18 protein-coding genes are annotated in these 22,445 nt (G+C 73.2%); 15 read left to right on the top strand and 3 right to left on the bottom strand.

Annotation, left to right across the window (positions count from 1 at the left end; genetic code table 11):
* Positions 1 to 4: 4 nt before the first annotated feature.
* Complete coding sequence (gene sucD / locus ABZ478_RS04025; RefSeq protein WP_358935306.1) at positions 5 to 889, top strand: succinate--CoA ligase subunit alpha; 885 nt, start codon at positions 5 to 7, stop codon at positions 887 to 889.
* A gap of 89 nt (positions 890 to 978) precedes the next feature.
* On the opposite strand, the gene ABZ478_RS04030 is transcribed toward sucD, so the two are convergent.
* Complete coding sequence (locus tag ABZ478_RS04030) at positions 979 to 2,004, bottom strand: helix-turn-helix domain-containing protein (RefSeq protein WP_359545145.1); 1,026 nt, start codon at positions 2,002 to 2,004, stop codon at positions 979 to 981.
* 156 nt (positions 2,005 to 2,160) lie between these two features.
* Between ABZ478_RS04030 and ABZ478_RS04035 the strand changes: the two genes are divergently transcribed.
* Positions 2,161 to 3,939, top strand: a complete 1,779-nt coding sequence (locus ABZ478_RS04035) for a DUF6350 family protein (protein WP_359545147.1) — start codon at positions 2,161 to 2,163, stop codon at positions 3,937 to 3,939.
* Between the two features lie 34 nt (positions 3,940 to 3,973).
* Here ABZ478_RS04035 and ABZ478_RS04040 read toward each other — a convergent pair whose 3' ends face one another.
* Positions 3,974 to 4,762: a hypothetical protein gene (locus tag ABZ478_RS04040; RefSeq protein ID WP_359545149.1), complete on the bottom strand. Its 789-nt coding sequence runs from the start codon at positions 4,760 to 4,762 to the stop codon at positions 3,974 to 3,976.
* Positions 4,763 to 5,044: 282 nt separating this feature from the next.
* Here ABZ478_RS04040 and purN point away from each other — a divergent pair, with 282 nt between their 5' ends.
* Positions 5,045 to 5,683 carry a phosphoribosylglycinamide formyltransferase gene (gene purN / locus ABZ478_RS04045; RefSeq protein ID WP_359545152.1) on the top strand — a complete coding sequence of 213 codons (639 nt, stop codon included), beginning with the start codon at positions 5,045 to 5,047 and terminating at the stop codon, positions 5,681 to 5,683.
* A complete protein-coding gene (gene purH, locus ABZ478_RS04050) occupies positions 5,680 to 7,251 on the top strand; it encodes a bifunctional phosphoribosylaminoimidazolecarboxamide formyltransferase/IMP cyclohydrolase (protein WP_359545153.1) in 1,572 nt (523 codons plus the stop codon). The genes purN and purH overlap by 4 nt, the downstream gene beginning before the upstream one ends.
* Positions 7,252 to 7,329: 78 nt before the next feature.
* On the opposite strand, the gene ABZ478_RS04055 is transcribed toward purH, so the two are convergent.
* Positions 7,330 to 7,968: an RDD family protein gene (locus tag ABZ478_RS04055; protein ID WP_359545155.1), complete on the bottom strand. Its 639-nt coding sequence runs from the start codon at positions 7,966 to 7,968 to the stop codon at positions 7,330 to 7,332.
* Between the two features lie 276 nt (positions 7,969 to 8,244).
* On the opposite strand from ABZ478_RS04055, the gene ABZ478_RS04060 reads away from it, so the two are divergent.
* The 11 genes from ABZ478_RS04060 (at position 8,245) to ABZ478_RS04110 (ending at position 22,445) form a co-directional block, all read left to right on the top strand.
* Positions 8,245 to 9,099 (top strand): bifunctional methylenetetrahydrofolate dehydrogenase/methenyltetrahydrofolate cyclohydrolase, encoded by an 855-nt coding sequence (locus ABZ478_RS04060; RefSeq protein ID WP_358938060.1) that lies wholly within the window; start codon positions 8,245 to 8,247, stop codon positions 9,097 to 9,099.
* Positions 9,089 to 9,562, top strand: coding sequence for a DUF3017 domain-containing protein (locus tag ABZ478_RS04065; RefSeq protein WP_359545156.1), 474 nt, complete (start codon positions 9,089 to 9,091; stop codon positions 9,560 to 9,562). The genes ABZ478_RS04060 and ABZ478_RS04065 overlap by 11 nt, the downstream gene beginning before the upstream one ends.
* 447 nt (positions 9,563 to 10,009) lie before the next feature.
* Positions 10,010 to 11,191, top strand: coding sequence for a DUF2690 domain-containing protein (locus ABZ478_RS04070; protein WP_359545158.1), 1,182 nt, complete (start codon positions 10,010 to 10,012; stop codon positions 11,189 to 11,191).
* 396 nt (positions 11,192 to 11,587) lie between these two features.
* Complete coding sequence (locus tag ABZ478_RS04075) at positions 11,588 to 12,577, top strand: malate dehydrogenase (protein WP_359545159.1); 990 nt, start codon at positions 11,588 to 11,590, stop codon at positions 12,575 to 12,577.
* Between the two features lie 173 nt (positions 12,578 to 12,750).
* Complete coding sequence (locus ABZ478_RS04080) at positions 12,751 to 14,526, top strand: hypothetical protein (RefSeq protein ID WP_359545161.1); 1,776 nt, start codon at positions 12,751 to 12,753, stop codon at positions 14,524 to 14,526.
* The gene (locus tag ABZ478_RS04085) at positions 14,513 to 14,866 is read left to right on the top strand and encodes a hypothetical protein (protein ID WP_359545163.1); all 354 of its coding nucleotides are present in this window, start codon (positions 14,513 to 14,515) and stop codon (positions 14,864 to 14,866) included. The genes ABZ478_RS04080 and ABZ478_RS04085 overlap by 14 nt, the downstream gene beginning before the upstream one ends.
* Positions 14,867 to 14,876: 10 nt before the next feature.
* On the top strand, positions 14,877 to 16,037 hold the full coding sequence (locus tag ABZ478_RS04090; protein WP_359545164.1) for a hypothetical protein: 1,161 nt from the start codon (positions 14,877 to 14,879) through the stop codon (positions 16,035 to 16,037).
* A 180-nt stretch (positions 16,038 to 16,217) separates the two neighbouring features.
* Complete coding sequence (locus ABZ478_RS04095) at positions 16,218 to 17,738, top strand: aldehyde dehydrogenase family protein (protein WP_359545166.1); 1,521 nt, start codon at positions 16,218 to 16,220, stop codon at positions 17,736 to 17,738.
* A 74-nt stretch (positions 17,739 to 17,812) separates the two neighbouring features.
* Entirely contained in the window at positions 17,813 to 19,345 is a 1,533-nt protein-coding gene (locus ABZ478_RS04100; protein ID WP_359545167.1) for a GMC oxidoreductase, read from the top strand.
* On the top strand, positions 19,342 to 20,499 hold the full coding sequence (locus ABZ478_RS04105) for a glycine betaine/L-proline ABC transporter ATP-binding protein (RefSeq protein WP_359545169.1): 1,158 nt from the start codon (positions 19,342 to 19,344) through the stop codon (positions 20,497 to 20,499). The genes ABZ478_RS04100 and ABZ478_RS04105 overlap by 4 nt, the downstream gene beginning before the upstream one ends.
* Complete coding sequence (locus ABZ478_RS04110) at positions 20,499 to 22,445, top strand: ABC transporter permease subunit (RefSeq protein WP_359545170.1); 1,947 nt, start codon at positions 20,499 to 20,501, stop codon at positions 22,443 to 22,445. Before ABZ478_RS04105 ends, ABZ478_RS04110 begins: the two co-directional genes overlap by 1 nt.

The following is a 22,445-nucleotide window of genomic DNA, read 5'->3' on the forward strand; positions in this document are numbered from 1 at the left end:
CACCATGGCTATCTGGCTCAACAAGGACAGCAAGGTCATCGTCCAGGGCATGACCGGCTCCACGGGTATGAAGCACACCAAGCTCATGCTCGGCGACGGCACCAACGTCGTGGGCGGCGTGAACCCGCGCAAGGCGGGTCAGACCGTGGACTTCGAAGGCACCGAGGTACCGGTCTTCGGCACCGTCAAGGAGGCCATCGAGAAGACCGGCGCCAACGTCTCCGTCATCTTCGTGCCGGAGAAGTTCACCAAGGACGCGGTCGTCGAGGCCATCGACGCCGAGATCCCGCTGGCCGTCGTGATCACCGAGGGCATCGCCGTGCACGACACGGCCGCCTTCTGGGCGTACGCCGGCAAGAAGGGCAACAAGACCCGGATCATCGGCCCGAACTGCCCCGGCATCATCACCCCGGGCCAGTCGAACGTCGGCATCATCCCGGGCGACATCACCAAGCCGGGCCGCATCGGCCTGGTCTCGAAGTCCGGCACGCTGACGTACCAGATGATGTACGAGCTGCGTGACATCGGCTTCTCGACGGCCGTCGGCATCGGTGGCGACCCGATCATCGGCACCACCCACATCGACGCCCTGGCCGCGTTCCAGGACGACCCCGACACCGACCTGATCGTGATGATCGGTGAGATCGGTGGCGACGCCGAGGAGCGCGCGGCCGCGTTCATCGCGGAGAACGTGACCAAGCCGGTCGTCGGCTACGTCGCGGGCTTCACCGCGCCCGAGGGCAAGACCATGGGCCACGCCGGCGCCATCGTCTCCGGTTCGTCCGGCACCGCCCAGGCGAAGAAGGAGGCCCTCGAGGCCGCCGGCGTCAAGGTCGGCAAGACGCCGACCGAGACGGCGAAGCTGGCTCGGGAGATCCTGAGCGCCTGATTTTCCCAGCTGAGCGCCGGCAGGCCCGTCCCCGCAGGGGGACGGGCCTGCCGGCTTTTCCGCCCGCCGCGCCGGTGGGCGCGGCGGTGTCACCCGGCCACGGGCGTCAGACGTTCAGGGCCGCTCGTCCGCGAGTGGCGGAGCTTGTCGCGCAGTGCCTGTTCCCCGCGGGACAGGGGGCCCATGGCGGCCGGTGGCGGCACCCCCTGCACCGCCTGGGCCGGGGCGATGGGCGGTTCGTAGTGGGTCGGCGCCGTGCGCAGGGTCAGTGCCGTGGAGCCGATGATCGCGACCGTGAAGGCGATGGCCGCGCGCGTCCAGAACACGTTCCGGCGTTCGCCGGTCGTCCGTACCGTCGTCGGTCGCGGCGGCTGCAGCCGCTCCGAGGAGGCGAGCTCGACCAGCCTCCGGTGCAGTTCGGCGGGGTCGGCCAGGTGCGGGACCTGGGCCGCCACGGCTTCCCGGGCGCGGATCAGCCTCCCGGCCGCGGCGGGTGTGCTGGCCTCCGTCTCCGCCGCCGTCTCGGGCAGGTCGAGGCCGACGCCGTCGTACAGCACGAGGGTGCGCCGGTAGGAGGGCGGCAGTTCGAGCAGGGCGTTCAGCAGCGCGCGGTCGGCGGGGTCGGCCGGCGGGGGCTCGGGGGAGCGGTGACGGGGGCGGAAGCGGTGCCAGGGGGAGAGGGCCCACTCGTACGCCACCGCCCGCACCCAGCCCGCCGGGTCCCGGTCCTGGGCCACCTCCGGCCAGCGCTGCCAGGCGAGCTGGAAGGCGTGCTCCACGGCCTCCCGGGCCAGCTCGCGGCGCCCGGTGAGCAGGTAGGCCTGCCGGGCGAGGGCGGGGGCGCAGAACGCGTACAGCGCGTCGAAGGCCTGGGCGGGCGTCAGCGCGGACGATCCCGTCCGGCCGGACGCGGGTTCGGCGAGGGCGGCCAGCAGGCGGGCGTACGCCTCGCCCTCCTGGCCGCTCGGAGTGCTGTGGCCGCGCTCCCAGGCGCGGACCGTGGCACGGCCGACGCCGACGCGCGCGGCGAGCTGAGCCTGTGTCAGCGACCCGGACTCCCGCAGGCGTCGGCGTTCCTTCGGTGGTGGCAACTGGCTGGCCGGGCTTTCTGTCACAGAACACTCCTTCAGCCGAAAAAGTACATAAACATATATTGAGCGACACATCGGGAGTTCCGCTGTTACGACGGGAAAGCGCGTGTCGTTGGGAGCATGGCGGGCGTGACGCTGATGACCGATCGCCGACCGTCGTTGCCGCCGCTGCTGCACGGAATGCGCGACCGATCGCCCGGACTGGGCGCCGGCCTGCTGGGCGGCGCGGTCGCCGCCGCGCTCGGGCTCGGCTCGCTCGCCGTCCTCGTGCTGGCGCTGTGGATCAGCTCGCCGTACCCCGACAGCGGACCCGACGGCGCGCTCCACGTCGCCGCCGCCCTGTGGCTGCTGGGACACGGCGTCGAACTGGTCCGCACCGAGACGCTGTCCGGCGCGGCCCAGCCGGTGGGCGTGACGCCGCTGCTCCTCCTCGCGCTGCCGGTGTGGCTGGTGTACCGGGCGGCGCGGGACGCCACGGACGCCTCCCCCGAGCCCGACGGCCCGCCCCCCGTCCCGGCGCGTACGGCGTGGACGGGCGTGGTCCTCGGCTACCTCGGCGTCGGCGTCGCCGCCGCGCTGTACTGCTCCGGCGGCGCCCTGCGGCCCCAGTGGGGCTGGGTGGCGGTGTGCCTGCCGCTGGTCGCCGCGGTGCCCGCGGCGGCCGGGGTGTGGACGGCGCACGGCTGCCCGCGCGGGCCTCTGCGCGCTCTGCTGCCCCTGCTGCCCGGGCCGGTGCGACGGCTGCTGACCGGGGCGGACGCGTGGGCCCGGCTGGACGCGGCGGTACGGGCCGCCGCGGCAGGGACGGCGGTACTCGCCGGGGGCGGGGCGCTGCTGCTCGGGGTGGCGCTGGTGCTGCACGGCGATGTGGCGCGCGCGTCGTTCCTCCAGCTCACGGCGGGCTGGACCGGCCGGTTCGCCGTGCTGCTGCTCGGCGTCGCGCTCATCCCGAACGCGGCGGTGTGGTCGGCGTCCTACGCCCTCGGCCCCGGCTTCGTCCTCGGCACCGGGCACCTGGTGCACCCCTTCGCCTCCGACCCCGCCCCGCTGCTGCCGCCGTTCCCGCTGCTCGCGGCGGTGCCGGACGCGGGGCCCGGGACCCGGCTGAGCTGGGGCGCGGGCGTGGTGCCGGTGGCGGCCGGGGTGACGGTGGCCTGGTTCCTGGCGCGCGCGGCCGCGGGCCTGCGGGGACGGACGGGGGCCGGGGAGGCCGGGCAGCGGGCGGCATCCTGGTCCGCCGTGCGGACGGCCGGGGCGCTGGTCGTGGCGGCGCTGCTGTGCGGGGCGGCCGTGGCGCTCCTCGCCGCGCTGTCCGGCGGCCGCCTGGGCGCGGCCGCGCTGGCGGACTTCGGCCCGGTGTGGTGGCAGGGCGGTCCGGTGGCCGCGCTGTGGATCACGGTGACCGGTCTGCCGGTGACGCTGATCTCACGGGCCTGGCGGCTGTGGAGAGGCCGGGCCCGGGACGCGGAGCCGGCCGGGCCGGCGGCGAAGGACACGGGGGCCGGGCAGGCCGCACCCAGGGCCACCGCCGAGGAGCCCCCGAGGGACACGGCGCCGAAGCCGGCGAAGACCGGGCAGGCCGGACAGACGACCAAGACGCCAGGCGGGGGACAGCTCGAGGACGAGCTGTACGACTTCCTGCCCACCGACGGCCCCTACGCCCCGGCCCGGCAGCACGACGACCTCGCCCGGGCCTCCCGCTGGGAAGCCCTGCGAGCGGCCGCCACGCCCCCGCCGAACCCGGAATGGCCACCCCTGCCGCCCCCGTCCCCGGTGACGGACGCGCCTCGGCCCGCCGGTGGTCCGACTCCCGGCGACCCACCCGGTCAGGTCGACGGACCCGGCGCGTCATCGGCGCCCGCCGCGGAGACACCCTCCCAGCCCGCCCGGCCGCCCCTGCCGCACCCGGCGGCCCCGACGGACACACCCGGTCCGCCCGAGCCGCCGGCCGACGAGTAGCCGCGTGGCCGCTCACCGGCCCGCGCCGGAGGCCTCAGCCGTCGCCGACCCCCAGCACCCCGCGCAGCTCCTTCGGCAGGTGCTGGTCGCAGGACTGTTTGGCCTGGTGGGTCAGGGCGTCGCTGACGCAGGTGTAGTAGTCGCTGTAGACGAGCTGGACCGTGAAGGTCATGCCCACCAGGAGCAGGGCCAGGCCGGCCGTGACCAGGCCGCTGATCGCCGCCGTGGTCTGCGGGCGGGAGCCCGGCGCCGGAGCGGGGGCCTGGGCGGCGGCGGGGGCGTCCGGGCCGGGATCGCGGGGCTTGGCGCGCAGGGCGCTGATGCCCCAGTACAGGGCCAGCGCGCCCAGCAGCAGCGCCACGTACGGCCAGCTGAACAGGGCGAAGAAGACGGCCCACATGCCGGACAGCAGGGCGTAGCGCGCGCGGCGCTGGGCCGGGTCCGTCGGATCCCAGCGCATGCCGGGGCCGGACGGGCCGCCCGGTCCGGGGCCCTCGGGCCGGCTGCCGGGACGCTCACCGAAGCCGCCGGGGGAGCGGCCGGGCTGGCGGTCGCTCCACTGGCTGCCCCACGGGGCCCCGCCCTCGGGGCCCGCGGACCCCTCGGGACGGCGGGGCCGCCACGGCTGGTCCGGGGTGCCCTCCGGCGGTGGCGCGAACGGGTTGTCGTCCTGCCGCTCGCCACCGTGCCCGTCGCCGTCCCGGCCGTCCGACGGCGCCTCGGGCGGCGAGGCCGGCCGCTCCCGGAGCAGCACGCCGGCACGCTCGCCTCGCTGGGCCCGAAGCGGCGGGAACGTGAGGAGTCGCAGGCTGCGATCGGGCATCAAAAGAGCGTCTTCCCCTAGGTGAGCGCGGCTGTCCGCGTTGAGCTTCCACCCCGTGAACGCACCGCACGGCGACCGCGTTCCCGGGGTTGCTCCTTAGTGATTCCCTCCGAACGCTACCTTCCGGCCACGCCCCCGTCCCGAGGGGGCCTTCCGGAGTGCCGGTATCGTTGCTGACGGTCGGCCGCTTCGTAGACTTCCCCGTATCCCGGGGCGCGAAGCATTGGTGCGAACGCACAAACCGCCGGCCGGACATGTCGCTCACCGAGAAAGGGCCCCGCCGTGGCCGCCACCCCCGCTGGCCGAGCGGTCAAGCGACTCGTCGTGCTGGTCTCCGGATCCGGCACCAACCTCCAGGCGCTCCTGGACGAGATCGAGCGCACCGGAGCGCAGGAGTACGGCGCGCGGATCGTGGCCGTCGGGGCCGACCGCGCAGGTGTCGAGGGGCTCGCCCGCGCCGAACGGGCCGGACTGCCGACCTTCGTGTGCCGGGTGAAGGACCACGAGACCAGGGAGGAGTGGGACGCGGCCCTCGCCGGGGCCGTGGCCGCGCACCGGCCCGACCTCGTGGTCTCCGCCGGCTTCATGAAGATCGTCGGCAAGGAGTTCCTCGCACGGTTCGGCGGGCGGTTCGTCAACACCCACCCGGCCCTTCTGCCCAGTTTTCCCGGGGCCCACGGCGTGCGCGACGCGCTCGCCTACGGCGCCAGGGTCACCGGCTGCACCGTCCACTTCGTCGACGACGGCGTCGACACCGGGCCGATCATCGCCCAGGGCGTGGTCGAGGTCCGGGACGAGGACGACGAGAACGCGCTGCACGAGCGCATCAAGGAAGTCGAGCGAAGGCTGCTCGTCGAGGTCGTGGGGCGGCTCGCCCGCAACGGCTATCGCATTGAGGGACGAAAGGTAGTTATCCAGTGACCGCCACCGCCGAGAGCACCAAGCGGCCCATTCGCCGGGCGCTCGTCAGCGTCTACGACAAGACCGGCCTGGAAGACCTCGCGCGCGGCCTGCACGAGGCCGGTGTCGAGCTGGTCTCCACCGGCTCCACGGCCGGCCGTATCGCCGCCGCCGGTGTCCCCGTCACCAAGGTCGAGGAGCTGACCGGCTTCCCCGAGTGCCTGGACGGCCGGGTCAAGACGCTGCACCCCAAGGTGCACGCGGGCATCCTCGCCGACCTGCGTCTCGACAGCCACCGCGAGCAGCTCGCCGAGCTGGGCGTGGAGCCGTTCGACCTGGTCGTCGTCAACCTCTACCCGTTCCGCGAGACCGTCGCCTCCGGCGCCTCCGAGGACGAGTGCGTGGAGCAGATCGACATCGGTGGCCCGTCGATGGTGCGCGCCGCCGCCAAGAACCACCCGTCGGTGGCCGTGGTGACCAGCCCGGAGCGGTACGCCGACGTCCTCGCCGCCGCGGCGGCCGGCGGCTTCGACCTCGCCACCCGCAAGCGGCTCGCCGCCGAGGCCTTCCAGCACACGGCCGCCTACGACGTGGCCGTCGCCTCCTGGTTCGCCTCCTCCTACGCCCCCGTCGACGAGTCGTCGTTCCCCGACTTCCTCGGCGCCACCTGGGAGCGCGCGCACACCCTGCGCTACGGCGAGAACCCGCACCAGCCGGCCGCCCTCTACGTCGAGGCCGGCGGCGCCGGCCTCGCGCAGGCCGAGCAGCTGCACGGCAAGGAGATGTCGTACAACAACTACACGGACACGGACGCCGCCCGCCGTGCCGCGTACGACCACGACGAGCCCTGCGTCGCGATCATCAAGCACGCCAACCCCTGCGGCATCGCGGTCGGCGCGGACGTCGCCGAGGCGCACCGCAAGGCGCACGCCTGCGACCCGGTCTCCGCGTACGGCGGCGTCATCGCCGTGAACCGGCCGGTCAGCAAGGAGATGGCCGAGCAGGTCGCGGAGATCTTCACCGAGGTCATCGTCGCGCCCGGCTACGAGGAGGGGGCCCTGGAGGCCCTCGCCAAGAAGAAGAACATCCGGGTCCTGAGGGCCCCGAACGGCCCGGCCGACCCGGTCGAGGTCAAGGCGGTCGACGGCGGCGTGCTGCTCCAGGTGACCGACCGGCTGCAGGCCGAGGGCGACGACCCGGCCAACTGGACGCTCGCCAGCGGCGAGGCCCTGGGCGAGAGCGAGCTGGCCGAGCTGGCCTTCGCCTGGAAGGCCTGCCGCGCGGTGAAGTCCAACGCGATCCTGCTCGCCAAGGGTGGAGCCTCGGTCGGCGTCGGCATGGGCCAGGTCAACCGCGTCGACTCCTGCAAGCTGGCCGTCGAGCGGGCCGGTGAGGAGCGGGCCCGTGGCGCCTACGCGGCCTCCGACGCCTTCTTCCCCTTCCCCGACGGCCCCGAGATCCTCATCGGCGCCGGTGTCCGGGCGATCGTCCAGCCGGGCGGTTCGATCCGTGACGAGCAGGTCGTGGAGGCGGCCAAGAAGGCGGGCGTGACCATGTACTTCACCGGTACGCGCCACTTCTTCCACTGAGCCCGCGGGGCGACGAGAAGCGGCCTCCGGCCCCCCTTCGCGGGGGCCGGAGGCCGCTTCGTCGTGCGGGTGCTCAGCTCACGGGTTGCGGATCACGATCGAGCCGCAGATCTTGTCGGCGAACGTCTGGCGCTTGGAGTCCCACGCGGGCCACAGGTAACCGAGGTAGCAGGGCAGACCGTCGATGATGTGGGCGAGCTGGCGCACGAACGCCATGCCGCCGCCGAGCGGCTGACCGGTGTCCTCCTTGAGCGTGCGGATGCCGAGCGCCTTCTTGCCGACGGTCTGGCCGGTCTTGCCCTCCTGGATCACCTGCCAGACGAGGACGCCGATGCCGAGCAGGAAACCGACCAGCGTCAGCAGCGGGGCGCCCGCCTTGGCACCGATGACGGCGAGGGGGACGTAGGCGACCATGTAGATGATCATGTCGATCAGCTTGCTGAGGAACCGCTGGCCCCAGTTCGCGTACTGCGGCTGCATCCCGTACCCGCCCTGCTGCGGGTAACCCGGGTAACCGGGCTGCTGGGGGTAGCCGTAGCCCTGCTGCGGCGGCACGCCCTGCGGAGCCTGCGGGTAACCGGGCTGCTGGGGGTAGCCGTAGCCCTGCTGCGGCGGCACGCCCTGCGGAGCCTGCGGGTAACCCGGCTGCTGCGGTTGACCGTAACCCTGCTGCGGATCCTGCGGCTGACCATAGGGGTTGGGCGAGCCGAAACTCATGGCGGAATTCCTCCGTTTGATCTGCGGGGACGACGCGGAAGGAACGGAGGTACGTCAGGATCTGAGCGGTTTGCCCCCCAACCGGACCGCGATACTGCGCCGTTCATCGTCGTCGGGGAGGCGAGTTCTTGTCCAGCCGGATTCGCGATGCGTTGTGCAAGTGCAACATCGTCGATCATGTCCGGACATCCAGGACCACCGCCGGGGCGTCCCAGGTGCTGGACGGCGGGGACCCGGATTGGAACCGGGGGCCGGTCATCCGCGAGGATGGGGGGCATGACCGCCCAGATTCTCGATGGCAAGGCCACCGCAGCCGCGATCAAGTCCGATCTGACCGCCCGCGTGGCGGCGCTGAAGGAGAGGGGCGTCACGCCCGGCCTCGGCACGATCCTGGTCGGGGAGGACCCCGGCAGCCAGAAGTACGTCGCCGGCAAGCACCGTGACTGCGCCCAGGTCGGCATCGCCTCCATCCAGCGCGAGCTGCCCGCCACCGCCACCCAGGAGGAGATCGAGGCGGTCGTCCGGGAGCTGAACGACGACCCGGCCTGCACCGGCTACATCGTGCAGCTCCCGCTGCCCAAGGGCATCGACGAGAACCGCATCCTGGAGCTGATGGACCCGGCCAAGGACGCCGACGGCCTGCACCCGATGAACCTCGGCCGGCTCGTGCTGAACGAGCCGGCGCCGCTGCCCTGCACCCCCAACGGCATCATCAGCCTCCTGCGGGCCCACGGCGTCGAGATCAAGGGCGCCGAGGTCGTGGTCGTCGGCCGCGGTGTGACCATCGGCCGCCCGATGCCGCTGCTGCTCACCCGCCGCAGCGAGAACGCCACCGTGACCCAGTGCCACACCGGCACCCGTGATCTGTCCGCCCACCTCAAGCGGGCCGACATCATCATCGCGGCGGCCGGCTTCCCGCACCTGATCCGCGCCGAGGACGTCAAGCCGGGCGTGGCCGTGCTGGACGTCGGTGTCTCCCGCAACGCCGAGGGCAAGATCGTCGGCGACGTCCACCCGGACGTGATGGAGGTGGCCGGCTGGATCTCCCCGAATCCGGGCGGTGTGGGCCCCATGACCCGGGCGCAGCTGCTGGTCAACGTGGTCGAGGCGGCGGAGCGCAGTGCCGGCTGAGGACGACCGTACGGCGACCGGACCGACGGCCCGCGACGCGATCAGCGCCCCCGACGCGGAGGGGCGCCCGCGGCGTGTCACGCGCCGCTTCCCGCTGTTCACCAGGGACACCGCCCGCCCGGAGGGCGGCGGCCGGGCCGCCCCGGGTGACGCTCCGGCACCCGCCCGGCAGTGGCCGATGCTCGTCGTGCTGTCCGCCGTGGCGCTCGGCCTGCTGCTGACCGCGCTCGACGTGTTCCGCTACGGCACCCTGCTGATCGGCGCCGCGCTGCTGGCCGGCGCGGCCCTGCGCTGGGCGCTGCCGGGCGTCGGCATGCTCGCCGTCCGTTCGCGGTTCACGGACATCGTCACCTACGGCGTCCTGGGTCTCGCCATCGTGCTGCTGGCGATGACGGTCCAGCCCAACCCCTGGCTGAGCATTCCGTTCCTGAAAGACGTACTGCACTTCACGCTGACCAAGTAGCGCCACCGGCACGGCTCCTGACGGGCCGTCCGGTGGCCGGTGCCGTGAACGGCGGCCCGTCCCCTCCCCCGAGCAAGGACGGACCGCCGTCAGGACGTAAGCCTTCCCTGCCGTGAACGGCCAGTTCAACGGCTGTCCGCGCGCTGTGGCACGGAAGTGACCGTTCCGCTACGGTGTCCGCGCACTGCCACATGTGTGCGGGCCGTGTCGCTGTCCCGGGGAATCGGCGCTACGTTACGAAGGCTCCGTGGAGGCGGGCGCGCGGCCGGTGGAACCGGTGCTCCCGCGCGCCCCCGCTCCGGGAACTGGGATCCTTGGTCGGCACATCCCTGTGGGTAGGCCAGAACGATGTCGCGCCGGGAACGGACCGGACCGGCGCGAGGGTCACGCGCGGGGAACGGCGTGGGGAACCAACAGCACCAACCGGGGGGAAGAGGGGGAAGCGCGATGCCTCGATGGAAAGCCTTGCCGGACGAGCTGGATCCGCAGATCAAGGAGTTCACGAGCCAGTTGCGGGCGCTCGTGGACCGCAGCGGCCTGAGCATCGCGGCGCTGGCGGACCGGACCGGCTACAGCAAGACGTCCTGGGAGCGTTACCTGGGCGGCCGGCTCCTCGCGCCCAAGGGCGCGATCGTGGCGCTCGCCGAGGTCACCGGTACCCACCCGGTCCACCTCACCACGATGTGGGAGCTGGCCGAGCGGGCCTGGAGCCGTGCGGAGATGCGGCACGACCGGACCATGGAGCAGATTCGTATCTCCCAGGCGCGCGCCGCGCTCGGGGAGTTCGGGGCGGCCGAGGTCGAGGCCCAGGGGACGGGCGGTACGCGGACGGCCCACCGGGGCACCGGCGCCACCGCGGCCCCGGGTGCCGGCCCCGCCGGCGCCCCGCCCCGGGTGCCGGCCCAGCCGACCGCGTCCGACGCCGACGACCGCGAGCGGGCGGGCCGCGGCCCGGCTCCCGAGGTCAACTCCTGGGGTCTCGCGGGCTACGAGGGCCCGTCGCGGGCGAGCGGCCGCCCGGGCACGCGTCCCGTGCCCGTGCCGGACGGCGCGGGCCACCCGCCGGTTCCGCCGCCCCCGTACGGCGGGCCGCAGCAGCCGGAGGGCGCCGCGGGCAGCCGTTCCGCCAAGGGGCCGGGCGGCAAGCGGCGGCTGACGATGTTCCTCGCGGGTGCCGGCGCCGTTCTGGTCGTCGTCGCGGCCGTCTTCCTGCTCACGAACCGGGGCGGCGGCAAGAACGAGGGCGCCACGAAGTCGCCCTCCCCGACCGCCAGTACCCGCCCCAGCCTGCCCGCCGGGGTCAAGTGCGCCGGCTCGGCCTGCACCGGCAAGGACGCGGAGACGATGGGCTGCAGCGGCAGCCTGGTGACCACCGCGAAGACGGCCACCGTCGGCGCGGCCACCCTCGAGGTGCGCTACAGCCGGACCTGCGGCGCGGCCTGGGGACGGATAACCGGCGGCGTCCAGGGCGACCAGGTCCAGGTCTCGGCCGGCAAGGCGCGCCGGCGGGGCGACATCACCACCGCCGGGGACACCATCGCCTATACGCCGATGGTCGCCGTGAAGGACGCGGCCGAGGCGGAGGCCTGCGCGACCCTCGCCTCCGGGCAGACGGGCTGCACGAAGTAGCGGACCGCGCGAAGCGGCGGGCCGGCGGGCGGGGCGAAGGAAGCGGCCGCGGGCGGGACGGCAAGTGGAAGGGCCCGTTCGGGTGGATTTCCCTGACGGGGCGCATGGGCCCCGGGAACCTGGGCACGCGAACCGTACCCCCACGGGAGTCCGGCGGTCCGGTACCCCCACCGGCGGCCGTCTCCGTCCTCCTCTCCCGGACGGGCGGCCGCCTCGCCCGTACTCCCGTCGACCCGCCCCACGACCCGGCGGCACGGCTTGTGGGCTGGGCCACAGGGCCCCGGACGTCTCGCATGGCGGATGCGCGATAGCCTGACCGCTGGATTCTCTTGATGCCAAGAGATCGATCATCCGGGGCCGTGCCGCCCCACCGCCAGCTGTCATACGGAGAACGCCATGACCCGCACTCCCGTGAACGTCACCGTCACCGGCGCGGCCGGCCAGATCGGTTACGCCCTGCTCTTCCGCATCGCCTCCGGCCAGCTGCTCGGCGCGGATGTGCCGGTCAAGCTGCGCCTCCTGGAGATCACGCCCGCGCTGAAGGCCGCCGAGGGCACGGCCATGGAGCTGGACGACTGCGCCTTCCCGCTCCTTCAGGGCATCGAGATCAGCGACGACCCGAACGTCGCCTTCGACGGCGCCAACGTGGCCCTGCTCGTCGGCGCCCGCCCCCGCACCAAGGGCATGGAGCGCGGCGACCTGCTCCAGGCCAACGGCGGCATCTTCAAGCCGCAGGGCAAGGCCATCAACGACCACGCCGCGGACGACATCAAGGTCCTGGTCGTCGGCAACCCGGCCAACACCAACGCGCTGATCGCCCAGGCCGCCGCGCCGGACGTACCGGCCGAGCGCTTCACCGCGATGACCCGCCTCGACCACAACCGCGCGCTGACCCAGCTCGCGAAGAAGACGGGCTCGACGGTCGCCGACATCAAGCGCCTGACCATCTGGGGCAACCACTCCGCCACCCAGTACCCGGACATCTTCCACGCCACGGTCGCCGGCAAGAACGCCGCCGAGGTCGTGAACGACGAGAAGTGGCTGGCCGAGGACTTCATCCCGACCGTCGCCAAGCGCGGCGCCGCGATCATCGAGGCCCGTGGCGCCTCGTCAGCCGCCTCCGCCGCCAACGCCGCCATCGACCACGTGTACACGTGGGTCAACGGCACCGCCGAGGGCAACTGGACCTCCATGGGCATCCCGTCGGACGGCTCCTACGGCGTCCCGGAGGGCCTGATCTCCTCCTTCCCGGTCACCGCCAAGGACGGCAAGTACGAGATCGTCCAGGGCCTGGACATCAACGAGTTCTCCCGCGCCCGCATCGACGCCTCCGTCAAGGAGCTCGAGGAGGAGCGCGAGGCGGTCCGCGGCCTCGGCCTCATCTGAGACACCCGCGGCGGTGACGCCGTGCACATGAGCGGGCCCCGCTCCGGTTCCTCCGGAGCGGGGCCCGCTCGCATGCGGGCGCGGGCCCGCCCGGTGTCACACCGTTGCCCTATGCTGATGGTTCGTCAACTCACCTCTTCAACGAGTGACTCACCACGCCTCGGGGGAATCGCGTGAACACCGCATTCGTGCCGCAGCAACCGCAGCCGACGCCTGCGGCGGCACCATCCGCAGCGCCGCCCACCCCACCGCACGCCAGCGAGGCCACCCGGCTGCTGTGCGCGGGCACGTACCTGGATCCCGGTTACCGGGACCGGGTGATAGGCGAACTGCACCTCAACGAGCAGCGGTTCGTGGCGCCCTCGCTCGGTCTCGACGCCGCCCGCGTCCTCGCGCACGCACTGCGCGCCCGCCGGCGGGAGCTCCAGTGGGCCGGGGCGGTCATCGGCCTGTGGCTGGTGGGGGCGGCGCTGACCCGGGGGCTGCTGGCCCTCTACCTGCTGCCCAGCCTGTACCTCGCGATCGGCGTCCGGATCAGGGGCCGCTCGCCGGTGGCCCCTCTGTACCGCGTGGTGCCCGCCTTCCTGTTCCGCTGGTGGGGCCGCATCCTGCTCGCGTTGATGCTGGGGTTCACCCTGGTCGCCGCGTTCGGCGGCGGGGGCGACGGCGGCACCTCGTACGACTCCTACGGCGGCTCGTACGACTCGTACGACTCGTACGGGAGCTCCGACTCGCCGAGCCTGAGCGATGTCTTCCTGCCGGGCTCCGGTGATTCCGGGGCTCATTTCAAGGCCTGGCAGGCCTGGGCCGCCCTGGTCGTCCTCGTGCTCGTCGCCGTGTGCCTGGCGGCCCAGCGCGGCCAGTTCGCCCGCGTCATGACCGCCGAGCTGTCCCCGCAGAGCTTCCCCGACGCCGCGAACGACCCCGCCGAGCAGGGCGAGAACCGTCGGTTCCAGTGGCTCAAGCACCGTATTCGCACGGAGCAGCACGCGCCGCTGATCATGTACCACGAGGCGCGTCCGTTCTGCGGGGCCGGTGTGGCACAGGAGGACTGGGTGCTGGCCGTCGAGCTGAAGCCCGACGCGCTGAAGAAACAGCAGCCGATCAGCAACCGGCTGGTGCTGGAGAAGATCCGGCCGCTGGTGGAGCGGCTCCGGCTGCCCGCGGAGTACGCGGGGCCCGGGGTGCGTGACCGGCTGCGCTGGCTGGAGATCGACGAGTGCGTGTTCCTGCCCGCGGAGGGTCTGCTGCGCCGCGAGGACGCGCCGTACCTGCCGCAGGCCTTCGAGGAGCACCGGGCGCACGCGGTCGAGGAGGGCGCGGAGAAGCGCCGGCACTTCCTGCGCGTCCGCGTCGGCGGCTGGGAGGAGGAACTGGTCGTCACGGTCTTCGTGCGCGTCCACACCCAGGGCCGGATGCTCATGCTGGAGATCGCCCCGCACGTGCTGCCGCCGGTGCGCCCGGTCTTCAAGGAGGCCGACCGTACGGCCCACCGGTACCAGCACAACAACGCGCTGGGCAAGGCGGTCTGGGCCGTCACCCGGGTACCGGGCTCCGCGGCCGGATCCCTGATCGTCCTCGGCAGGGCCGTGGCGTACGGCTGGCGGCAGCTCACGGGCGGGTACGCGAACGCGCTGCCGGACGGGCCCGCGCTCTCCGTCCGGGAACTGGGCTCGGCCGAGGCCGGTTCGCAGTTCCAGGGCATGGACGCCTCCCGCTACCTGAAGAGCATCCAGGACCGGGTGGCGAACGGGGTGCGCGCCGCGCTCGCCGAAGCCGGCTATCAGACCGGCGAGTTCGTCCAGCAGATCAACAACATCAGCAACGGGGGCGTGCACATCGGCAGGGTCGAGGGCAGCACCTTCGCCGTCGGCGACAACGCCTCCGCCTCCTCGACGCACGGCGGCGGCGAGCCGCAGAAGGGAGCCGACGCAGATGACAACGGATGAGCCGAGGGTCAGCATCGGCGATGTGTCGCACAGCACCTTCGCCATCGGCGAGCGCGCGCACGCCGAGAGCCACCACGGCACGGCCGCGCCGCGCGACGCTGCGGCCGAGGAGCTGCTGCTGGCCGTGCGCGAGCTGCGCGCCGATCTGGCAAGGGTGCGGGCCGACGACCGGACGGCGGAACTCGACGCCGCCCTCGCGGACACGGAGGACGAGATCACCCGCACCGGCCAGGCCGCCCCCTCCCGCCGCGAGCGCCTGCGCCGGCTGCTCGACGACTCCCAGGCGCTGGTCGGCCTGCTCGCCTCGGCGGGCACGCTGGCCGGCCTGGTGGGGCTGTGAGGCGGAGGCCATGAGCGGGGGAGCGCGGTACTGGAACGAGGAGACCCAGCGCTGGGAGGACAGCGAGCCGGGGCAGGCCGGCGCACAGGTGACATCACCACCGCCGGCCATGCCGGACCGGGCGCCCGTGTGGCCCCCGGCCGGACCACCGACGGCCGCCGAGGGCGCGTCCGTCCCGCCGGACTCCGTCCTCCCGGAATCCGTTCCGCCGGTGCCCGAGCCGACGCAGTCGGTGCCGTCCACGCCTCCGGCGCCCGCGGTGCCCCGGCAGGCACCGCCCGCGCCGGCGTCGTCGTGGCCGGACTCGTCCGGCGTCGCGCAAGGCCCCTGGCCGGGCGCCTCCGCCGGCGCGCCGGGCGGACCGAGCGGCACCGAAGCGGGCGGCGGGGCGGGCTGGTCCTCGCCCGAGTGGCCCGTGCCGCCCGGACCGGCGCCCGCGCGCACCGGCGGGCCCAGCCGGAGAACGGTCTGGACCGTCGTCGCGGGCGCCGCCGTGGTCGGTGTCGCCGCGAGCCTCGTCCTGACCTTCCTGGTCGGGTCCGATGATCACGACCGGTCCGCACCGGCGGCCGGCTCGCCGAGCGCCTCCGCGGTCACGGACTCCCCGGTGCCGTCCGACGGCCCGTCCGGCTCCGCCTCCGCCACGGAGGACGTCACCACGCCCTCTCCCTCGGCGAGCCCGCTGCCCGCGGACTGGGAGTCGTACGACGACGGCGAGGGCTTCCGGATCGCACGTCCCAAGGGCTGGTCGCGGTCGACGCTCCCCTCCTCCTACGGCATCAGGATCGTCAACTACCGCAGCCCGGACCAGAAGCAGCGGCTGCAGATCTACCAGGTGGCGGAGGGGTCCCCGGACGAGTCGTTCGAGACGTACCTGTCCGACACGACCGCCAAGCCGCCGGGATTCCAGAAGCTCTCCCTGCTCAACCTCGACGAGGGCGACTTCGTCGGCTCACGCATGGAATACCTGGCCGACAGCATCAAAGGCGAACCGGACGTCGGCGTCTGGCACGTCTACGACGAGCGCTTCATCGCCGTGGACGGGCGGATCTACGCCATCGCCGCCTACGGCTCCGACAAGAACGGCGGCGACGACGAGCTGAAGCTGCTCGACACCGCACTGAGCGGCTTCTGCCCGCCCGACACGGGCTGTGACCCACCGATGGACTGAGCGCCGCGCCGCAGATAACCCGTTTCTGTCCGTTTTCGCACGAATTTTCAGTGACGCCGCGCACTGTGGGCCACTGATTCGGCATGCGGGCCCGCAGTCGTGGGCAGGCGGCGACGGTCCCTGAGCACGCCCCCTGCGTGACACAAGGGCACCGAACAGGAACGGAAGGCAATACCGATCATGGCGGACAGAACGGAACGACAGGACCAGGCGACGATCCACGCGGCAGGGGAATGGCTGGCAGCGGCCTCCGGCGCGACGCGCGAGATCCTCGACCCCGCGGACGCCCGGCGGTTCGCCCTGGTCGCGGAGGGTGACGAGAAGGACGCGGAACGGGCGGTGGCCGCCGCCCGGCAGGCGTTCGACCACGGACCCTGGCCCGGCACGCCGGTCGCCGAGCGCGCCGCGCTGCTGCGCCGCGTCGCCGGCCTCCTCGTGCGCGACCGCGAGGAACTCGGCCTGCTGGAGAGCCGGGACGCGGGCAAGACCGTCGAGGAGGGCCGCGTCGACATCGACTGCGTCGCCGACGCCTTCCGCTACTTCGCCGACCTGGTCGCGGGCGAGGCTCCCGGCCGGGTGGTCGACGCGGGCTCACCGGACATCCACAGCGTCGTCGTCCACGAACCGGTCGGCGTCTGCGCCCTGATCACCCCCTGGAACTACCCGCTGCTCCAGGCGAGCTGGAAGATCGCCCCCGCGCTCGCGGCCGGCAACACCTTCGTGATCAAGCCCAGCGAGATCACCCCGATGACGACCATCGCGCTGATCGACCTGCTCCTCGAGGCCGGTCTGCCCGCCGGCGTCGCCAACCTGGTCACCGGCCCCGGCCACACCGTGGGCGCCCGGCTCGCCGAGCACCCCGACGTCGACCTGGTCTCCTTCACCGGCGGTCTGGTCAGCGGCACCAAGGTCGCCCAGGCCGCCGCCCCCACCGTCAAGAAGGTCGCCCTCGAACTCGGCGGCAAGAACCCCAACGTGGTCTTCGCCGACGCCTGCGCCACCGAGGAGGGCTTCGACACCGCCGTCGACCAGGCCCTCAACGCCGCCTTCATCCACAGCGGCCAGGTCTGCTCGGCGGGTGGCCGGCTGATCGTCGAGGAGTCGGTCCGGGACCGCTTCGTCACCGAACTCGCCCGCCGCGCCCAGCGGATCAGGCTCGGCCGGGGCACCGAGGACGGCGTCGAGTGCGGCCCGCTCGTCTCCGCCCAGCAGCGCGCCAAGGTCGAGTCGTACGTCGCCTCCGCGCTCGAGGAGGGCGCGGTGCTGCGCTGCGGCGGCAGGCGTCCCGAGCCGTCCGAAACCCGTCCGGAGGGCGGCTACTTCTACGAGCCGACCGTCCTCGACGCCTGTCACCGCGAGATGCGGGTCGTACGCGAGGAGGTCTTCGGCCCGGTCCTCACCGTCGAGACCTTCCGCACCGAGGAGGAGGCGGTGTTCCTCGCCAACGACACCGAGTACGGGCTCGCGGGCGCCGTCTGGACCGCCGACGCGGGCCGCGCCCGGCGCGTCGCGGGACGGCTGCGCCACGGCACCGTCTGGATCAACGACTTCCACCCCTACCTGCCGCAGGCGGAATGGGGCGGGTTCGGCAAGAGCGGCACCGGGCGTGAACTCGGCCCCGCCGGCCTCGCCGAGTACCGCGAGACCAAGCACGTCTACCAGAACCTGGCGCCGAAGCCGGTGCGCTGGTTCGCCGGCTGAGCCCCCACCAGCCCCGCCGGCGAACCGCTTCTCGCACCCTGAACTTCCTCCCACCCCCCAGGAGTAACCACCCGATGCCCGATCACACCCACGAATTCGACTACGTCGTCATCGGCGGCGGAACGGCCGGTTCCGTCATCGCCTCGCGGCTGACGGAGAACCCGGACGTGACCGTCGCCGTCATCGAGGGCGGGCCCAGCGACGTCGGCCGCGACGACGTGCTGACGCTGCGCCGCTGGATGGGCCTGCTCGGCGGTGAACTCGACTACGACTACCCGACCACCGAACAGCCCCGCGGCAACTCGCACATCCGGCACAGCCGGGCCCGGGTGCTGGGCGGCTGCTCCTCCCACAACACCCTCATCTCCTTCAAACCGCTCCCGTCCGACTGGGACGAGTGGGAGGAGGCCGGCGCCAAGGGCTGGGGCGCCGTGCCCATGGAGGCGTACTTCGCCCGCCTGAAGAACAACATCGTCTCCGTCGACGAGAAGGACCGCAACGCCATCGCACGCGACTTCGTCGACGCCGCGCAGACCGCGCTCGACGTCCCGCGCGTCGAGGGCTTCAACAAGCAGCCGTTCACCGAGGGCGTCGGCTTCTTCGACCTCGCCTACCACCCCGAGAACAACAAGCGCTCCTCCGCGTCGGTGGCCTATCTGCACCCCGTCATGGACGGGCGCCCCAACCTCCACGTCCTGCTGGAGACCTGGGCGTACAAGCTGGAGCTGGACGGCACCCGCGCCGAGGGCGTGCACGTGCGCACCAAGGACGGCGAGGAACTGCTGATACGGGCCCGCAACGAGGTCGTGCTGTGCGCGGGCGCCGTCGACTCGCCCCGCCTGCTGATGCACTCCGGCATCGGCCCGCGCGAGGACCTGGAGGCGCTCGGCATCCCCGTCGCGCACGACCTGCCCGGCGTCGGCGAGAACCTGCTGGACCACCCCGAGTCGGTGATCGTCTGGGAGACGAACGGACCGATCCCGGAGAACTCCGCGATGGACTCCGACGCGGGCCTCTTCGTGCGCCGCGACCCCGAACACCAGGGCCCTGACCTGATGTTCCACTTCTACCAGATCCCGTTCACCGACAACCCGGAGCGACTGGGCTACCAGCGGCCGGAGTTCGGCGTCTCGATGACCCCGAACATCCCCAAGCCGAAGAGCCGCGGCCGCCTCTACCTCACCAGCGCCGACCCGTCCGTGAAACCCGCACTGGACTTCCGCTACTTCACCGACGAGGACGACTACGACGCGCGGACCCTAGTCGACGGCATCCGCATCGCCCGCGAGATCGCCAAGGCCGAGCCGCTGGCCGGCTGGCTCAAGCGCGAGGTCTGCCCCGGACCGGAGGTCCAGGACGACGCCGAACTGAGCGAGTACGCCCGCAAGGTCGCGCACACCGTCTACCACCCGGCCGGCACCTGCCGGATGGGCTCCGCCGAGGACCCGCTCGCCGTCGTCGACCCCGAGCTGCGCGTGCGCGGCCTCGACGGCATCCGTATCGCCGACGCCTCCGTCTTCCCGACCATGACGGCGGTCAACCCCATGATCGGGGTGCTCATGGTCGGGGAGAAAGCCGTCGATCTGATCGGAGGTGACGCGCGATGACGCTCACCGTTCCCACCCGTAAGCCGCCCACCACCGACGCCCCCGTCTTCTCGGTCGACGGACTGTGGAAGGTGTTCGGCCCCAAGGCCGGCCGCGTCCCGGGCGACCCGGAGCTGAGCGCCCTCGGCCCCGCCGAGCTGCGCTCCCGCACCGGCTGCACGGCCGCCGTCCGGGACGTCTCCTTCGACGTCCGCAAGGGCGAGGTGTTCGTGGTGATGGGCCTGTCCGGGTCCGGCAAGTCCACCCTCGTGCGCTGTCTGACCCGGCTCATCGAGCCCACCGCCGGAACCATCGCCATCGACGGCGAGGACGTGCGCGCCATGGACCGCACCCGCCTGCGCGAACTGCGCCGCCACCGCGCCGCGATGGTCTTCCAGCACTTCGGCCTGCTCCCGCACCGCACGGTCCTCGACAACGTCGCCTACGGTCTGGAGATCCAGGGCGTCGGCCGGTCCGAGCGGCGCGAGCGGGCCGCCGAGGTGGTCGCCAAGGTCGGCCTCGAAGGCATGGAGAAGCGCCGCCCCGCCCAGCTCTCCGGCGGCCAGCGCCAGCGCGTCGGACTCGCCCGCGCACTCGCCGTGGATCCCGAGGTCCTCCTCTTCGACGAGCCGTTCAGCGCCCTCGACCCGCTGATCCGGCGCGACATGCAGGAGGAGGTGGCCCGCCTGCACAGCGAGGAGGGCCGCACCATGGTCTTCATCACCCACGACCTCTCCGAGGCGCTGAAGCTCGGCGACCGCATCGCCCTGATGCGCGACGGCCGCGTCGTCCAGCTCGGCACCCCCGAGGAGATCGTCTCCGCCCCGGCCGACGACTACGTCCGCGAGTTCGTCCGGGACGTGCCGCGCGAGCAGGTGGTGACCTGCCGCAGCGCCATGCGCCCCGCGTCCCTGGAGGAGGCCGGCAACGGCCCCGCCGTCCGCCCGGAGGCCACCGTCGCCGAGGCCATCGAGGCGGTGGCCCGCGCCGGCGCCCCGGCCCGTGTGATGAACGAGGGCAAGTGCGTCGGAGTGGTCGGCCACGAGCAACTGCTGAACGTGGTCGCCGGCACCGGTCCCTCGCCGGCCGCCGGCGACGGCGCGGACGCCGCAGTACCCGCCCAGGGCGGAGAGGCGACCCCGCCCGCCCTCAGCACCAGCACGGAGGGCGTCTGATGGCAACGGTCACCGCGACAGCCCCCCGCACGCACCTCCCCGGCGTCCTGAGACACCGCGCCGCGGCCAAGCTCCTCCTGCTGGCCGTGGCCGCCGCGGTCGTCGTGCCCCTGGTCGACAGCCGCTGGGGCAGCGCGTCCTGGCCCGGCGCCCTCACCGTCGACCTCTCCAAGCCCCTGGCCGGTGCCAGCGACTGGGTGATCGACAACCGCGACAGCCACCCGCTGTTCCTCTACTTCTTCGGCTACGTCAGCAACGCGGTCGTTCTGTCCGTACGCGGCGTCTACCTCACCCTGCTCGCCGCGGGCTGGGCGGGCGTCACCGCCTTGGGAGCCCTGGTCGCCTGGCGTGTCGCCGGGATCCGGCTGGCCGCCGGCACGGCCGCCGCCCTGCTGGCCTGCGGAGTGCTCGGCATGTGGGTGCCGACCATGCAGACCCTGGCCCTCATGGTGGTCGCGGTCCTCGCCTCCGTGGCCGTGGGCGCCCTGCTCGGTCTGGCCGCCGGCCTCTCCGACCGCCTGAACCGCGCGCTGCGCCCGGTGCTGGACACCATGCAGGTGCTCCCGGCGTTCGCCTACCTCCTCCCCGTCGTCCTGGTCTTCGGCATCGGCGTGCCCGCTGCCGTGCTCGCCACCGTCGTCTACGCCGCCCCGCCGATGGCCCGGCTCACCGCGCTCGGTCTGCGCGGTGCCGACCCCGAGGTCCTGGAGGCCGTGGAGTCGCTCGGCGCCACCGCCCGCCAGCGGCTGCTGACGGCCCGTATCCCGCTGGCCCGCAAGGAACTCCTGCTCGGCCTCAACCAGACGATCATGATGGCCCTGTCCATGGCCGTCATCGCCTCCGTCATCGGCGCCGGCGGTCTCGGCGACCGCGTCTACCAGGCCCTCGCCTCCGTCGACGTGGGCGCGGCCCTCGCCGCGGGCATCCCGATCGTGCTGCTCGCCGTCGTCCTGGACCGCGTCACCGCGGCGGCCGGCAACGGCACGCCGGCGGCCGGCCGCCCCCGCACCATCGGCTGGCCCTACGCCCTCGCCGTCACCGTGGCCGTCGCCCTGGCCACCCGCCTCCTCGGCGCCCTGGACTGGCCCGGCGGCTGGACCCTGCCGATCGCCGAGCCGGTCAACCGCGCCGTCGACTGGATGACGGCCCACCTGTACTCCGGTGTCCCGGTGGTCGGCGGCACCGCCGACTGGGCGGGCCACTTCACCACCTGGGTGCTCGACCCGGTCCGTGACGGACTGCAGTGGCTGCCCTGGTGGGCGGTGCTGCTGCTCGTCGCCGCGCTGGCCTGGCTGATCGGCACCTGGCGCACCGCCCTGACCGCCGTCCTCGCCATGGCCGCGATCGGTGTGCTCGGGGTGTGGAAGCCGTCCCTCGACACCCTCTCCCAGGTGCTCGCCGCCGTCGCCGTCACCCTCGTCCTGGGCTTCGCCACCGGCATCGCCGCGGCCCGCAGCGACCGCGTCGAACGCGCCCTGCGTCCCGTGCTCGACGTCTTCCAGACGATGCCGCAGTTCGTGTACCTCATCCCGGTCGTCGCCCTGTTCGGCGTCGGCCGCGCCCCGGCCGTCGCCGCGGCCGTCGTGTACGCGCTGCCGGCCGTCGTCCGGATCACCGCCCAGGGCCTGCGCCAGGTCGACCCGGCCGCCCTGGAGTCCGCGCGCTCGCTCGGCGCGACCGGCCGCCAGCAGCTCTGGCAGGTGCAGCTCCCGCTGGCCCGCCGTTCGTTGCTGCTCGCCGTCAACCAGGGCGTGGTCCTGGTCCTCGCCGTCGTCATCATCGGCGGCCTGGTCGGCGGTGGCGCCCTCGGCTACGACGTCGCCTTCGGCCTCGCCCAGGGCGACCTGGCGACCGGTCTGGTGGCCGGCGCGGCCATCGTCTGCCTCGGCCTGATGCTCGACCGGGTGACCCAGCCCACCGAGCGGCGCGCGAAGAAGGGAGCGTGA

Source organism: Streptomyces sp. NPDC005706, assembly GCF_040631045.1.
GTDB lineage: Bacteria > Actinomycetota > Actinomycetes > Streptomycetales > Streptomycetaceae > Streptomyces.